This is a genomic window from Methylobacterium sp. GXF4 (assembly GCF_000272495.1).
Taxonomy (GTDB): Bacteria; Pseudomonadota; Alphaproteobacteria; order Rhizobiales; family Beijerinckiaceae; genus Methylobacterium; species Methylobacterium brachiatum.
Map to the genome: position 1 here is coordinate 46,286 of NZ_AKFK01000066.1, position 15,127 is coordinate 61,412.

The window sequence follows — 15,127 nt, forward strand, 5'->3', positions numbered from 1 at the left end:
GGCCGCATCACGCTGAAGGAAGAATGGTGGAGCCTAACGGGGGCTCACCCAGGGATGGTTTAAGCCTTTGATCCACAAGGAAACCTCGACCCTTCAATGGGTTGTGTGTACGCAAGTGGGGTACGAAACGGGGTACGCAGAGCCACCATATGCCGCGTTCATCATCCTCTGATCGTCGCTTCCTCGAACAGCATCGCGGGAAGTGGCGTGTCACCCTCGCAGTCCCTCGCGACCTCCACAGCAAGCTCGGTACGCGCCTCAAGCGGCAGCTCCAGACGGACAGCCTGACCATCGCCAACCAGCTCAAGTGGCAGGTGGTGACGGAGATGAAGGCCGAGATCGAGGAGGCGAGGGGAGGGCCAAGCCGACCCGTATCCCGCAGCGATCTGCTGACCCGTGAAGCCCTCGTCATCGCCGCTCAACGGACCCAAGCCCAGACCCATGAGGAGATTGAGGCCCTAGACGCTGCGATAGAGGGTCGGACTGACACGATCATCGGGCGGCCCATCGGGGAGACACGGGAGCACGGCGGTGATGCTGAGCCGGTGTACGACCCTCGCCGCGAGGTTGAAGCAGCCCGCTACCGTTCACTTGCGATGGGGGAGGCGACCCCTGTCGACCTCCACCATGCTCAGTTCGTCGCCAACGCTGGCACCAAGGCCAGGACCCAGGGGGACGATCACCGTGCCGTCCGCTTCCTGCTGACGTGGTGCGAGCGCAACCGGGTCGCTTCCACCGTGGAAGCCATCAACAAGAAGGTCGTGGTCCGCTTCGTTGACGACCTACCCGAGATTGCCGGCGTCGAGAGCCCGACCACGCTCAAGAAGTACCTCAACCGCCTGTCGCTGTACTGGCGCTACCTTGAGGCGCGGGAGATCGCCGCTTCCGATCCGTGGCATAGGAGCCACAAGCTCCTGCCGACAGTCGTGAAGGGGCCGGAGGAGCGGTCGTTCACTGATGCAGAGGTGGGGAAGCTCCTGGCCGGCACCACCAGCCCGCAGATGCACGACCTGATGCGTCTGGGTGCCCTGACGGGTGCCCGCCTGGACGCGATTGTGGACCTGAAGGTGAAGGACTGCGCGGACGGCCTGTTCACGTTCAAGCCGCAGAAGAAGGAAACCAAGCCCCGCGCTGTCCCCATTCACCCGACGTTGGCCGAGATCGTGGCCCGGAGGACAGCGGGTAGGGCACCCGATGACGACCTATTCCCCGAGTGGCCGGCACCAGCTGCCAACTCGCAGCGGGAGAGGTCATTCAAAGCGTCCAACTCCTTCACGACCTACCGGCGAGCCGTAGGCGTAGACGAAGTGATCGCCGGAAAGCGCCGCTCCCTGGTCAATTTCCACAGCTTCAGGCGGTGGTTCATCACCAAGGCCGAGCAAGCGGGCCAACCGGAGCATATCATTGCGTCAGTAGTCGGACATAAGCGCACCGGAATGACGCTTGGGCGGTACTCAGCCGGGCCGCTCATCTCGCAAGCCAGAGCGTGTGTAGAGGCCGTGAAGCTGCCGCTGGCAGCGGAGGTAAAAGGTCTGCCAAGCCACACGTAAAGGCTACAGGGCGCGACCTGTTACGTAAATGCCACAATGCGCCCTGTTTGATGGACAAAAAACGGCGTAGATTTTCGGGGATGCACATCATCGCGTCGAGTGAAGTGCTAAGTTATGGACCAAACATATCGAAATTGATCTACCGGCACATTCCATCCCTGAAAAGAAGTACACCCGTGGAACCGTTGACGGTCCGCCCAGTCGAGCCGATAATTCGTCTTGTTGGTAGCGAGTGAAAGCAACTGAGACGGCTATGATCCAGCTTTTCGGAATGACGGTCGACTGGCGGTGTGGATTGTTCGCCGCCCTGGGTTCGATAGGCGAGTTGTGGGTTGAGAGAGGGGCTACACTCCGCGGTCGGCGTTGGGCTGACTACACGGTCGAGCGCGGTAGTCTGCTCCTGCACTTGGGCAGCACGTACATCGTGGTCAGCCGGTATCACCAGTCCAGCATAGTGATGTGAAAGGCTCCTAGGAGACGCTGGACAACAGTTAGATGACAACGGGTTCAGGACGCCTTAGCTCGGAGCGCCCTGAACCCATAAGACCACTGCCGGCTTGGCCTTAGGCAACGCCAAACATTGCTACCTGATACGGAAAGACTTCTCCAATTTCGGTATCAAGATCCAAACCATTAAACGTGCGACGTGCGTCACTGGTGCCGGGCGTGATCGGTTCCATGGTATAGAGAAGTTCGAAGCCATGTTGATGGGCGAAGCCCACCGAGGTTGAACCGCCAACGGTTCGGTCCACATTCTCGGCGACCATCTTGTCGATAACACTTCGAGGGACCCGAGAAGTGATCGGGCTCCCAGATGACACGAAAGCATCGAAGGTGGCCTGGAATGTGGCTGCCGCCCCTCCGAGAACAAGCCAAGGCTCACCATCGACCTGCGGCTTGCTCGGGTAATATATCTGAACCCGAGGGCCGCCAGCATCTTCGCTCGCTTCGATGTGAGCAACCTTGTAATCTTCTGCGTGCGGGCACCAACCAAAGAAAGCCGCCGAGAAACTACCGTCGCCGTCAAAACGACGCCTCTCAATGATAAACCGCTTGGCGAGACGATGGACAAGCTCGGCCATGCGTTCGAACTCAGGCGGGCTGGTTCGACCACCCCTGCTACCTAGCTTGGATAGAAGGGTAGACGCAGTGGCAGCCGTCAGAACTGCAGGCAGCGCGGAGCCCGCATAAACGAAGCCGTATTCAGTCGAATAATGCGGCGCACGGGTACCTGCACCGGGTATGATTGCAGACGTTGAGACCGAGATCGAGAATATCTTCGATCCTATCTCTGTTACCGGATCGTCCTCTTTGCCGGCGACAAGGCGTGTATCTGCGGCGCACCATTGGTGGCCATCTTCAAGCCAGATTACAGCTATCGTCACCGAAACGCTCCTGATGATAGGCGCCGTGCGCTTCGTATACATGTAGGCTGGGCGGTGCGACAGGCTCATGGCTTTCTTGCCTTTAGCCGGCGGTGGGCATCACCAGCGGCAGCCAAACTGTTCCCGCACCTGACTCGCCTGCCAAGCACGGACGGGCTTCCTGGTGCGCACCGCCGTGCTTGGCGGGGCGTTCCCTCGCAGGACTAAGCGGATTTCCATTATCTCTGATTGGCAAAGCAACACGCTGCCAAGCGTTGGCAGCCTAGGCCCACCCTGGACAAACGTTTGATGATTCCTAACTGCCCAGCTCATGCTTACGCTTGCCCGGCACCTTCTGGGCTGGAGCAACGGTCCTCATGCGCCTCCGTTACCTTGAACGAGTTGCTATCTCCGAGTATGTCGCCCAGGTGCTGGAGGAGGCATTAGAGCTGCATATCAAGCGGCTCAAGCAGGCAATGAATGACGAGCGTGATCGGGCTGACCGTATTGCGTGGTCTCGTGCCCGTTACCGCTGTGATGCGCTTCGTGACGTATGCTCGAACATCGCTCGCGAGCGATTGGTGATGGGTCCGATTGCGCCGGAGACGCTGGCGGACATTGCCCACCACATCGAACTGCGCTCCTATGAGATGCCTCGGTCCGCCGCTAATGCTGAGAGCCTGAAGGCTCAGAGAGCAGCAAGGAGAGTGGCTGAGGAGGCAAGGAAAGCAGCTCTCAAGGAGGAACGAGAGCGGCGCCGTGGGGCCTAGAGGAGCCCCTGGGAGACCACCATGACCACTGCCGTTACCGTGTTCGCCCGTGAGGGCCATGCCTACACCGACAGCCGCAACGTGGCTGACGTGTTCGAGAAGGCTCACAGCGTGGTGATCCGCGCTGTCGATGAGCTTCAGAGGGGTCTCAACAAAAATGTTGGCACCCCCTGGTTCGTGGAGAAGCACGAGCGCAACCCCCAGAACGGGCAGCTCTACCGCTACTACGAGATGACGCGGGACGGAGCTTCCCTGCTCGTCATGGGCTTCACTGGCCGAAAGGCGCTGGCGTTCAAGGTGGCCTACATCGAGCGGTTCAATGAGATAAAGCACCCGAGGAAACGGGTCCAGTTTGTCCTCTGATGGGAGGAGAAGTCAGGATTGGTTAAATCACTGACGAGGCTCATGAAATCGGGAAAGTGACCGATTACCACCACCACTAGGGATAGAAGGCGGTGTGAGGGGCAAGGGAATAGGACGACCACTCAGGCTTGGGGAACCTGATGATGGATGGGGGAAGGGGGTAATTAAGGTAGTACTAGAGGTGTTATAAGGTTGATACTTATGGTGGTTATACCATTGGTACTATGTCTAGTACCATGTTTAGTATCAACCTTAAAGCACCTTAAGTTGACTAAAATTATTGCTAAGGGGCACCTTATGTATCCTGATGGTCCACCACCATCACCAGGTCCCCTACCCATGCGTCTGGTCATCATCGTCCTCACCCTCATCGGCCTTGCCGTCCTGTCTACCGCCTTCACTGATCGTCACCCCAACCTCTGGGGCACCAGCACGACAGGGTTCAGGTGATCGAGAAGGGGCACTTAAAGGTGTGCTTGAGGTGGTGGAGGGGGTTCATCCGCTACCAGAGAAAAATGTGAGCCCCCATCGACAAACTCGAAGCGGGCAGTGTCCCCCATGGGGTGCCTCGAAGTGCACGGTAACGCGCACGGTAACGCGCTGAGTTTGGCGGGCGCACGCGCGGGAAAGGCACGGGCGCACGGTTGCTCGAACGACGGCCTCAGAGTTGGGGTGGTCTCACACCATCAGGTGGTGTCTCCAGGTTTTGGGGAGACCTACTGAGCTGAGGAACCAGCCGAGTTCTCGGCCAGTCTCGGGCCCTTGCAAATCCGCCAAACGTCCGTATGGTGGTTATGCACACGAGCGTGAGCACGGCCCATGAACCGCATCGCAGTCGCCTACTACAGGGTCTCCACCAAGGCTCAGGGGCGTTCAGGTCTCGGCCTGGAGGCCCAGCGGGAGGCCGTTGAGCGGTTCGCTGAGATGCACGGCTACACCCTCATCAACGCCTTCTCTGAGACCGAGACAGGCAAGGGCTCCGATGCGCTGGAGACACGTCCACAGCTCGCCGCTGCTCTCAGGGATGCCAAGCTGCGAGGTTGCCCGGTGTTGGTCGCCAAGCTGGACCGCCTCTCCCGTGATGTTCACTTCATCTCGGGTCTCATGAAGCACCGCGTGCGCTTCATCGTCACCGAGCTTGGCCCTGAGGTGGACCCCTTCATGCTCCACATCTACGCCGCTGTAGCGGAGCAGGAGCGCAACCTCATCTCTGATCGCACCCGCAAGGCTCTGGCAGCGGCCAAGGCCCGTGGGACCAAGCTAGGCAATCCGAACGGTGCCGCGCACCTCAAAGGCATCGGAAACAGCAGCGCCATCGAGGCCGTGAAGGCTGACGCTCAGGAGCGCGCTGAGGGGCTGGCGGGAATTATCACCACCATTAGGGGAGAGGGCATTACCTCGGCCAACGGCATCGCCAAGGCCCTGAACGCCCGCCACATCGCGACCCCAAGGGGTGGTCAGTGGACCGCCCGGAGCGTCCTCAACGTGTTGGAACGCCTCGCGGCGTGAATGGTGCGCGTCCGTCTCAGGCGGGGCGTATCTATGCCTAAACATATGACCTTGGGAGGCCGATCCAGATTTGGATTGGTCCACCACTGAACACCTTCGCGACCCTGGTAATGCACCAAGGGGGTCGCGTTCCCTTTTTCATATGACCTAGGAGGCGGGCCTGCTGGATTGCGTACGCGCAAGCAGTGGCCGCCACTCCTCAACGTCTTCACGGCCATGCTTCCCTGCGCCGGTACGCCCCAGGAAGCCCGTGAACGCCTCCGGGCAACACACCCACCCGGAAACACCGAACGCCCACCTACGGCTCAACGTCCGTAGCTGAAGGGCTTCTTCACGTCCGCCTAGCGGGCCCCCTCAAAATCACAGACGAGACCATGAACATCACCGTCAGCCCAGCTGGCAAGGGACGCTATTACGCGCGCCTTGGCGACCGCCTACTCACGACTTCGTACACCCCGTTCTTCTCGGCAGCCCGCGTGCTGAAAGCAGAAGGCGTCCGATGGGATGAGCCTCTGACCATGACGCATGAAGGGTCTGAAACGATCTGCCTTCGGTCGACCATCGGTGAAGCCTCGATGCTCACCGTGGAGGATAACGACAGAGGTTTGAACCTTCGCCCCTATCGTCCGAATCCCTTCGGTCGCCCTGAGTAGCCAATTCCCTGCGCCGGTACGCACAAGGAAGCCCGCCAGCCCTGATTGGCTGCCCAACTACCTCAATCCCTCAACGCCCATTCCTGACGCCCACCGCCACCCTCGCAAGCCGCGAGCGGTGTGCCTTTGCGTGGGCTCATCATCGCGAGATCACCAACATGAAACCCCACGATCTGACCCACGCTACCGACCCTAATGGGCGGGAGGTGGTGGGCGTACGCCTGTCCAACGTTCCCGAACGTGCGTGGCTCTACCGCACCGATTACGAGCGCATCATCGCACAGTTCGGCACGCCTTCCTGGGTTCTTATCGGCAACGGTAAGGGTGCCTTCTACGTCCGCTTCACTCAGCCCGGTGGCATCGACCGAAAGGCCACTGTTGCCCGCTTGGTGGCCGGTGACTTCCAGCGGACGGGCGTCCGTTACGTCGACAAGAACCCCCTGAACCTCCGCAACGCCAACCTCCGCCACACCAAAGGACGCGGTGGTCGTCTCAACCGGCGTAGCCCGGCCATGTTCTCCACCCTGAAAATTCCGGTTGGAAAGGCGTTGGACCGTGCCTGAGCCTGCCAGCGAGGCGAGGCATCCCCACCCCCCTGAGACTTACCAGAGCCGTACCGTCACCCGCCTCGTAGAACCCCAGCACAATCGACTGGGAATGAACGTGGCCAACTTCCTTGGCGACCTAGAAGCCATGCTCATCGACGGGCAGTTCTACAGCCTAAGCCCCAGGGACCTTCGCGCTCTGGGCCATTTCCACCGCACAGCCATTCGTCCCGCCGACAACGCTGAAGGTGCCGTGGTGTCCCTCTCCGGGCGCCAATGGGGCTCCTTCGTAGGCATCCGGCGAACCTATCAGGTCGCCAGACGCGACCCCACCAACCTCATCGCTTTCCTGCGCGCCACCCGCGCCACCACCCAGACCACAGACGAGACCAACTCATGAGCTACGCCAGCTACCAAGTCGCCACCGATGGCGCCCCGACCGACACCTCGAACCTCATCCCAAAGGGCCCTGCTAAGACCACCTATAACGATCAGCCGGGCGTCATCACCGTGAACGCGGACGGCAGCACGTCCGTCCAGCGCCCTCGCGGAATGAACACCGCCAACTTCGGCGCTGAGGCAGGTCAGGGCGTCCTCAGCACTGCCCGAACCCGCATGGGCTCACCGCCGATCAACGGGATCACCCCCAACGACATCGTTACCGTGCAGGGGATCGAAGTGTCGGTAGCGACCGCCGAGCAGATGGGCATCCTCATGCGAGATGTGAGCGGACGCTATGTCGAGGTGTCTGGTGGCACAGATCGCGCCCAGTCGGCGGCTGACGCCGAGAACCGCGGCACCGGGATGGAGGATACCGCCGAGGCGTTCAGCGACCCGCAGGCCGAACAGGCTCTCACCGAGGTGTGCTCCGGGGTCTCGGCCGGGCTTCAGGTAGCGGCCCTTCAGGAGATCATCGAGAGCGGACGGGCTGACACTCAGACCATCAACCGGGCCGCGAGCGAGGCCGGGATAGAGCCGTTTGAGATGGGGGCACGGCTCTCCGCCGTCATGCAGCACTTCGAGGATCAGGCCATGAAGGCGGTGACAGGCTACGGCTCAGAAGATCCGGCTGGGTTCTTTGAGTGGGCTGAGGAGCATCAGCCTCGCGGTCTTAAAGCCGCAAAGCAGTCCCACGGTATGGAGCGCACCACCAAGGGCTACGAGCCGATGTACCGTGAGTACGTCGCCTCCATGGCCGAGCATGATCCGCAGGCGGTGCTGAACGCCGAGTTCGGTAGCGGCATCACGGCCAAGCAGGTGCAAGGTCAGGTGGTCCTTAACATCCCCGGTAAGGGACAGATGACGTACCGAGGCGCCCTTAAAGCTGGCCTCATCAAGGTCAGTGGAGCGTAATTTCACCGACAACGAGGGCTGCTGATGTTTCAGCAGTCTCCTCCACGACCATGCCAGCGGCCTTCCTCACGGATGGCCGTTTTTTATTCGTCTCAGGAGGCAACAATGACGACTGATCTACAAGACGCAATCATTCGCGACATTCTGAGCGCCAAGATGCCAGACGGCACCGAGATAAGCGCCTCTGTGAAGACCGACACGATCCTTTCGCAGCTCGGGCTCAGTCAGTGTGCCAGCCAACTTCGGCGTCTGGTCAAGCTGGGGATCATGCGCCAGCACAGCCGGAATAGAGCCCGCCTTAGATACGGGGCTCAGGATGCCTAGATGGACCCTCACCCACGACACGATCACTGAAGGGGACGCTGTTGGCGTGCTCCTGTCGAACCGCCCAGAGCGTGCTTGGTTGAACCGTGGGGACTACGAGCGCATCGTAAGGGCGCACGGCCTCAAGGGATGGTGCTGGATCGACCGTGAACGGGCCGTCTGCCTCAAGCCGTCCGCTGGAAAACGCGTCTCCGTGGCTCGCTTGGTGCTGGAGTGCGACGGTAGTGGCTACGTTCACTACCGTGGTGATGGCGACCGCCTGAACCTTCGCCGGGACGCTCTCTCCATCGAGCCCTTTCGAGGGCCAAACGGGAAGCAGATGGACCCCAAGGCCGGCTTGAGGCGTCCCTATCAGCCCCGGCGGCCTGCCCCTGATGTCCGACCGGTCATTCCTCCACCCCAGCTACACGAACGACCCAAGAGCTTGCCGTCAGTCAACGCACTACGACCGCGAACAACGGTGACTGTGGTCCAGACGATCAAGCGCAACCGCATCTAGTCAGACTCTACAGGCCTTGGTTTTAGCCTCGCTTGCGCGGCAAGCACTACAACCTCTCAGCGACGACGCAATAGCGCTTCGCGCTTCAGACGCGCGCACCCTCAACACTGCGAGAACACCATGATCGTTCTCGGCCCTCCCAAGGTCGAGTGCGAACCCGCGCTCGCGTCTAGCCACCTTACACACCCGCGACTCCGAACCCTTTACGTCGCCGGTCTCGGTTTCTGAGGCCACTCAGGGTCCGTTTCAGGCCCGCGCCGATCCCACAGCGGTGGCGCCCCAACCACTCACAGCACAGTCAGGAACACCCATGACCAATATCGTTGGCCTAGGCCCAGTCCAAGACCCCATCAACACCACAGGAACCCAGCGTCTCCGTGACAGCGCGAAGCTCGCTGACGGCCTCGATGTGGTGCGTCCTGTGGAGCTTCGGCCGGTGGCCTCGCCCGTGGAGACCTACGCGCACCCGGCCCAGGCCCCCATCAACCACGACCTGGAGAACCTCATCAGCGGTCTCTCCAGCCTCAACCAGGGCCTGAACCACTTCTCTGCGGTGCAGGCTAGGGACGCTCGACGCGGCGCTAAGGAGGTCGATAAGGACCAGATCGCGGTCGCCTTCGCGGGCAAGTCCCCGGAGGAAGTGAACCAGATCATCCAGACCAACCCGCTGTTCCAGAAGGCGGTCAACGCCCAGTACGGTGGTCAGCTCCAGGCTCGATCTCAGGGTGACGCTGACGCTGCGTGGTGGACCAACCACCTCAACACCGGCTTCGACTTCCAGAACGGGGACTTCAACAAGGAGTACGACGAGTACGTAGCCAAGCGGACGCTCCAGTTCGGTGCGAACAAGGGCTACGCCTCCAGCTACATGGAGCAAATGGCTGGTGCCAAGTCCAGCTTGATGCAGTCCGTCCTGAAGAAGCAGGCCGAGATCGCCCAGTACGGGCAGCAGCAGACCACTCAGGACGGGATGGCCTCGATCATCCGGCAGTCGGTGAACACCGGGCAGAGCCAAGAGGGCCTTGTCAACGATGTCTCCAACTTCATCAGGAACAACAAAGACATCTCTCGGCTGCCCTACAAGGAGCAGCAGCAGTACATCCTGAACGGCCTCACCCCGCTGATGCAGGATATGGATCAGCGTCCCGAGATGCGGGACAAGATCTATGATGCCGTGAACACCGTACTGACCGCCCCGCGTAAGGGTGAGGATGGTGTTGAGCGCCGCCTGATCGATGCCCCTCAGGGTATGGGAGAGGCGTATCAGGGTAAGCTGGCCGAGTTCTCTAAGAAGCGCGGCGAGCTGAACGACCGATACCTCACGGAGGAAAAGACCAAATGGGATTTCAACGCCGAGCACGATCCTGCTTCCTTTACGGACCAGCAGCTCGATCAGTGGAACGCACAGCACGCCTTTACGATGAGTCCAGGCCAAGTGGAAGGCTTGAAGCTGAAGCGGGCCAACAGCCTTCGGAAGCTGGCGCTGAAGCAACAGGCTGATCTGGCTCAGGAGAAGGCAGACGGCTTCAAGGCCAACGTCACACAGCAAAACCTTCAGAGCCTAGAGAACGGTGACTTCCTCATGCCGGGCGAACGTGAGGTGCCCACAGCTAGGTTCTTCACAGAGAACGACGAACGAGCCACGGAGAAGTTCACCGCTGATGCCCAACGCGAAGCGGTGATGACCGCGTACGGCAAGAAGCTGGACTTCGCAGAGAACCAGTTGGTCAACGCCAAGAAGATGACTCCTGAGCAGGCCAAGCAGTGGCGCATGGGTCAGGAGCTGGCAACCTACTCGCTGAACAGCATGGTCCCCAAAGAGTGGAAGCAGGAAATCGCAAACGGAGCAAACCAGCTCACCAGCGCAGCTCAGGTGGCCAGCAAGGAGATGCCGCAAGGCGCCCTACAGGCGTTCGAGCGTTACAAGCTCATCGCCAACAAGGCCCCCAACCTTCTCACTTTGGTGGCCGATGAGCGTGCTCGATCCATCTTCGAGACCGCTATGATTGCGGATGGATCACCGACAGAGCAGCTTCGCGGCGCTCTTCAGTACTACGCTAACCGCGATGACAAGCGGGACGCTGTAGCTTTCAAGAAGGTGTCTGAAGCTGTCGAGAAGATGGCTGGTCCAGGTTGGATTGACACCTTCAAGAGCTGGTTCGGCGGGGAAATCCCGGAGAACATCGGCGCCCTCAACGGCGAAGTAGAGAAGCGGGCGAGTTATCTGGTCCAGGCTTACCACCTGACGCCGGACAATGCGGTGAAGCGATCAGTCGAAAGCCTTCGCTCTCACTACGCCATCATCAACGGATGGGCAGTCAACACCAACGATAAGAGGTTGCCCGCTGATTTCGACAGGCTGGCCGAGCGATACATCTCCGATCTGGTCACGAAGTACGGGCCAGCGAAGTTCGATGCTCAGTCAGCCAGCGATCTGACGCTGATGGGCATGCCTGACGGTACGTTCCAGCTGTTTAACAAGCGGCATCTGTACCCTGCGCTTGAGCCTACCCCCATCGAATGGAAGGATGGCTCTAACAGGGATGGCCGGTTCCTAACGGCCGATATGCTCCGAGACCTTGCTGCTCAGGAGAGAACGAAGACCGAGCTGCGGGCCGTTCGTCAGAGTGAGAACCGCTTGAAGCCGCTCTTTGTCGTGCCGGGTACGTCGGTCGGCATCGGACCGGTGAGAGGTGGCGCCTACACGCCCCAGGAGGTGGAAACCATCAACCGGAACATCGAGGAGCAGGGGCGGCCCAGCGTCGAGAAGACAAAGCAGAACGCCGATTGGGTGCGGCAGGTGGACGAACATGCCGCCTCTCAGCAGACGCCGGTTCCGCCACGGACGCCGATGCCCAGCCCATTCAAACCCTCGATCATCCTCAGGGACAGCAAGCGCTAAGCGATTCGAAAGGTCAGCTACTGCACGGGTGGCGCCCCATTCCAGGGTGCCACCCTTCATACTTCACGAGAGGAGCGCGCATCATGTCAGGCGAGGCCGACCACATCCGCTTCGATAAACGATCACGACCCAGCTTCTGGTGCTGCCCGACCTTATGCTGCGCCCCATACACATAAGTCATCTAAGAGCAGTCTATCGCTTCGATTGGTGCCACCCAAAGAGATTTATCACTTCGCCTTCAGAACTTTGGGTAGTCCGCCGCTGAAGAGGAAAACTCACGACATCTCCATCACTTCGAAGCCACCCACGAGGAAGACTTGTAAGTGTTTCGATATCGCTAGCAGGGATGATAAACTCGTTCTCCATGAGTTCCATCTTACTGCGTTCGCCACTTTCAACCAAATCCTTGATTGCGCGAGCCAAAAGTTTGGGCGGATCTTCGGGAAACTCACGATCTAGCGGCTCCCCACGGTTCCATCCTTTGGCGCTGTAATGCTTGTATAACTGCGTTGACGTCACATCGGTGATAATCCCGAGATCAGTGCAACGCTTAATCATCGCCTTGACTGAGACACGCCACCTTTCTTTCATGGTGAGCAGGCCGTTGAGAGTCGGGTAACGCGCCTCTAAGGAAAACGTCCTGCCTGGCATCAGAAAAGCACTAGCTAAACGAAAGGCTTGCGTCTCGATGAGGTCGAAATCTCGCTCGAACGCAGCCTGATCTACTCCACGATGTAAAATTGCATGGCCCATCTCATGAGCCGCATCCATTTGCGACCGAAAGAAAGACTGCTTGTCAGTTGCTAAGAGAATGTATGGACGCTCGTCAACTTCCGACCAATGACATAGGCCATCGAGTCGACCAGATCCGACCTCATCTCTAGCTACAACAAAGCCATGAGCTTCCAGCACACCAACCATGCTGGAGATTGGCCCCTCTCCTAAATGCCAATGCGCCCGAAGCGTCACAGCGATCTCTTCGATATCCTCATCTCGCAGAGATTTGTATGATATCGATCTCAACGATTCCGGTACATCATAATGAGGGAAATCAAAATAATGCTGGAGCACAAGTGATATATCTGTCGTCCACTTAAGACGCGCCCGGACAGCACTTTGCACGCCCTTCTCGACACTCTTACGCGCGCGGGCGAAGAAGGCACCGTGCCCAGTCGCTTGGACAGGACGCAAGAAGTAGCTTCGCCTTACATTTAGCTGAGCTGCAAGAGCGTCAAGGGTTTCCGGCTCAGGGGTCGCCTCGCCGGTTTCCCAGCGAGACACAGTGCTGCGAGGCTTCCCGATGAGATTAGCCAGCGCCAATTGGGTGGCTATTCCTCGGGCCTCTCTAGCTTCTACAAGGCGTTCGGGCACAAAGCCCGGCGTCCCGGCTCGCATCGTTTTCTCCACGGCACCGTTCAGCTTGCAGGTACCTTATCTTCGTGCGCGGAGTAGCTTGCCTCACGCACCCTGACCACCCGATTTTTTGTCGCTTCTATCCGGCGCATCTTCCGGCGCACGATACGGCTCGGCCTTCTTACGCCTGAGCTGGATCGGCTCGCTGACGGGAACTGCGGCCGGGGCGTAACGCGCCTTGTAGGCCTCAAGCGATTCATAGAAGCGAAATTCTTGATGCCGGCTATCTACCAACGCGATAGCTATTTCCCCGATCCCATCTTCTTGCTGTCGGTTTGGGCAGACCAAGAGGAACACGGCCAGCGGCTGACTGGTTAGCTTCTCAGCAGCGGTCGGATCGAACAAATCGACTGTAGAATCAATGTGTCGATTGAGCTTCTCCAGCAGCCGCTTTCTCGACTTATTCGTGGAGGGAAGCGTCCCTGACTCAGCAATGGAGGCCCTCACAACCACGGCGGTGCCAATGCGAGCATGAGCCTGATGGAGGTACGCGTCCGTGCCCTCAACCGAACCAACTTCGCTCGCCGCATAACCGTTTTGGTGTGCCACCTCCACCAGCGCATGCTCGATAATGCCGGTCCGCAACTGACCAACGATACGGGGGCGGCTGCGTGAACCGAGCCTAGCTTCCCGCGTCCGATCCTTCGCCTCGCTACCGGCTGCCCTAATCCGCTCCTCCAGATCGAGAATGAACCCTAAAGGAATCACACGTACCAGTTCAGCTCCGAGGTCCATAACGAGGCCTTTCGCCGGAATTCCGTTATATGGGATTCTTACTCGATTTTGTCCCGGAAAGCAAGCCGCTGGGCTGGCCATCCCTAAACAGGCGGCCGGTCGCTTAGACCACCGGCTGAGTTGCATGTGACGGGCCTTGTATCAGGGAGGTCCTGAACAGCTTGGGAACTTCGTTTTTCCTCGCCAACCGCTACAAAGGACGCTACAAAGGCCGATCGAGGCGTCCGGAAAACATCAACGATTACAACGGTCAGGACTGGTATGGAGGGTCTCCCGCCGTCCGCGCCAACTACGCGGTGATGCTCGCCATGCATCCTGGCATCAAGGCTCGTCGGCTTGCTCGTGGGCACATGCCTCAAGGCTCATCGGATTGCCGTCTGCGGCTGCAATGACTTCGATCTACGGCTCCTCGCTTCTAGTACGGCGAACAGCCCTAAGACCGTAGCGAATCAACCGTCGTCATGCGGCGGCCGGCGTCCAAGCGCGGGATGCAAATCGCCTCAGCTACCCTTTGGCTCGTCCTTCGCACGCTGCATCTCGGCCGCCTTTGTGAGCAGGCGTTCAACCTCATCCGCCGTACGAGCCTCGGCCTCGACATCGCCGACCTTAAGCCGGACCTTCCGACCTGCCCGACCCTGCAACCAAGCGACGAGGATCACACCAAGGGTCGGTCCAACGGCTTGGGCGAGGGGAATGATGTACTCGGGGAGCGCGAACCCCATGGCATCGGCGCTATCGAACGCCATGCCCCGTTGCGAATACCGCACACCTGAGCGGTGAAGTTCTCGACTGATCCCGGCTATGGCGTCCTGGACCTCACGCCCGTCCATCGGCCCATCGTCGGCCGCACGGAGGAGAGTAAGGTCGAGCGTCGAACCGCCCGTGGCTGCCGTCATGGCCGTTCCCCCGTCGATCCAAGCGGATCGTTCGGGACCACATAACCACTTGGTCGTGGGGTACTCAATCGGGGTATTTGGTGGGGTACGCGGCGACCTATTTAGTGCCGCTAAGTCACTGTCCCCGAACATTTATCGAGGTACTGAAGGAAGAATGGTGGAGCCTAACGGGATCGAACCGATGACCTCTTCCATGCCATGGAAGCGCTCTCCCAGCTGAGCTAAGGCCCCACTTGTCCGCCGCGGTTTGG

At 59.7% G+C, this 15,127-nt stretch carries 13 protein-coding genes and 1 tRNA gene; 9 read left to right on the plus strand and 5 right to left on the minus strand.

All coding sequences use genetic code 11. From position 1 onward, the window contains the following. Window positions 1-149 precede the first annotated feature (149 nt). Window positions 150-1,550: a tyrosine-type recombinase/integrase gene (locus WYO_RS17530; protein ID WP_007564898.1), complete on the plus strand. Its 1,401-nt coding sequence runs from the start codon at window positions 150-152 to the stop codon at window positions 1,548-1,550. A gap of 563 nt (window positions 1,551-2,113) precedes the next feature. Here the strand turns inward: WYO_RS17530 and WYO_RS30010 are convergent. After that, on the minus strand, window positions 2,114-3,004 hold the full coding sequence (locus WYO_RS30010) for a hypothetical protein (protein ID WP_007564900.1): 891 nt from the start codon (window positions 3,002-3,004) through the stop codon (window positions 2,114-2,116). A gap of 287 nt (window positions 3,005-3,291) precedes the next feature. Here WYO_RS30010 and WYO_RS30995 point away from each other — a divergent pair, with 287 nt between their 5' ends. The 8 genes from WYO_RS30995 to WYO_RS17565 all read left to right on the plus strand — a co-directional run bounded on the left by WYO_RS30995 (window position 3,292) and on the right by WYO_RS17565 (window position 11,832). Then, a complete protein-coding gene (locus tag WYO_RS30995; protein ID WP_128755034.1) occupies window positions 3,292-3,684 on the plus strand; it encodes a hypothetical protein in 393 nt (130 codons plus the stop codon). A 21-nt stretch (window positions 3,685-3,705) separates the two neighbouring features. After that, on the plus strand, window positions 3,706-4,047 hold the full coding sequence (locus WYO_RS17540) for a Rha family transcriptional regulator (RefSeq protein ID WP_007564902.1): 342 nt from the start codon (window positions 3,706-3,708) through the stop codon (window positions 4,045-4,047). Between the two features lie 819 nt (window positions 4,048-4,866). Beyond that, the gene (locus WYO_RS17545) at window positions 4,867-5,556 is read left to right on the plus strand and encodes a recombinase family protein (RefSeq protein ID WP_007564904.1); all 690 of its coding nucleotides are present in this window, start codon (window positions 4,867-4,869) and stop codon (window positions 5,554-5,556) included. A gap of 374 nt (window positions 5,557-5,930) precedes the next feature. After that, on the plus strand, window positions 5,931-6,209 hold the full coding sequence (locus WYO_RS31000) for a hypothetical protein (protein ID WP_128755035.1): 279 nt from the start codon (window positions 5,931-5,933) through the stop codon (window positions 6,207-6,209). 158 nt (window positions 6,210-6,367) lie between these two features. Continuing rightward, window positions 6,368-6,772, plus strand: coding sequence for a hypothetical protein (locus WYO_RS31005; RefSeq protein ID WP_007564905.1), 405 nt, complete (start codon window positions 6,368-6,370; stop codon window positions 6,770-6,772). A 100-nt stretch (window positions 6,773-6,872) separates the two neighbouring features. Continuing rightward, window positions 6,873-7,154, plus strand: a complete 282-nt coding sequence (locus tag WYO_RS17550) for a hypothetical protein (RefSeq protein WP_128755036.1) — start codon at window positions 6,873-6,875, stop codon at window positions 7,152-7,154. Continuing rightward, a complete protein-coding gene (locus tag WYO_RS17555) occupies window positions 7,151-8,107 on the plus strand; it encodes a hypothetical protein (protein ID WP_007564907.1) in 957 nt (318 codons plus the stop codon). Before WYO_RS17550 ends, WYO_RS17555 begins: the two co-directional genes overlap by 4 nt. A 1,133-nt stretch (window positions 8,108-9,240) precedes the next feature. After that, on the plus strand, window positions 9,241-11,832 hold the full coding sequence (locus WYO_RS17565; protein WP_007564909.1) for a hypothetical protein: 2,592 nt from the start codon (window positions 9,241-9,243) through the stop codon (window positions 11,830-11,832). 192 nt (window positions 11,833-12,024) lie between these two features. On the opposite strand, the gene WYO_RS30015 is transcribed toward WYO_RS17565, so the two are convergent. The 4 genes from WYO_RS30015 to WYO_RS17580 all read right to left on the minus strand — a co-directional run bounded on the left by WYO_RS30015 (window position 12,025) and on the right by WYO_RS17580 (window position 15,107). Further along, window positions 12,025-13,203 carry an XRE family transcriptional regulator gene (locus tag WYO_RS30015; RefSeq protein WP_165486565.1) on the minus strand — a complete coding sequence of 393 codons (1,179 nt, stop codon included), beginning with the start codon at window positions 13,201-13,203 and terminating at the stop codon, window positions 12,025-12,027. An 87-nt stretch (window positions 13,204-13,290) separates the two neighbouring features. After that, the gene (locus WYO_RS31010) at window positions 13,291-13,980 is read right to left on the minus strand and encodes a hypothetical protein (RefSeq protein WP_128755037.1); all 690 of its coding nucleotides are present in this window, start codon (window positions 13,978-13,980) and stop codon (window positions 13,291-13,293) included. Between the two features lie 500 nt (window positions 13,981-14,480). Beyond that, window positions 14,481-14,876, minus strand: a complete 396-nt coding sequence (locus WYO_RS29380; protein ID WP_052311431.1) for a hypothetical protein — start codon at window positions 14,874-14,876, stop codon at window positions 14,481-14,483. A gap of 155 nt (window positions 14,877-15,031) precedes the next feature. Next, a tRNA-Ala gene (locus WYO_RS17580) sits at window positions 15,032-15,107 on the minus strand. Window positions 15,108-15,127 lie beyond the last annotated feature (20 nt).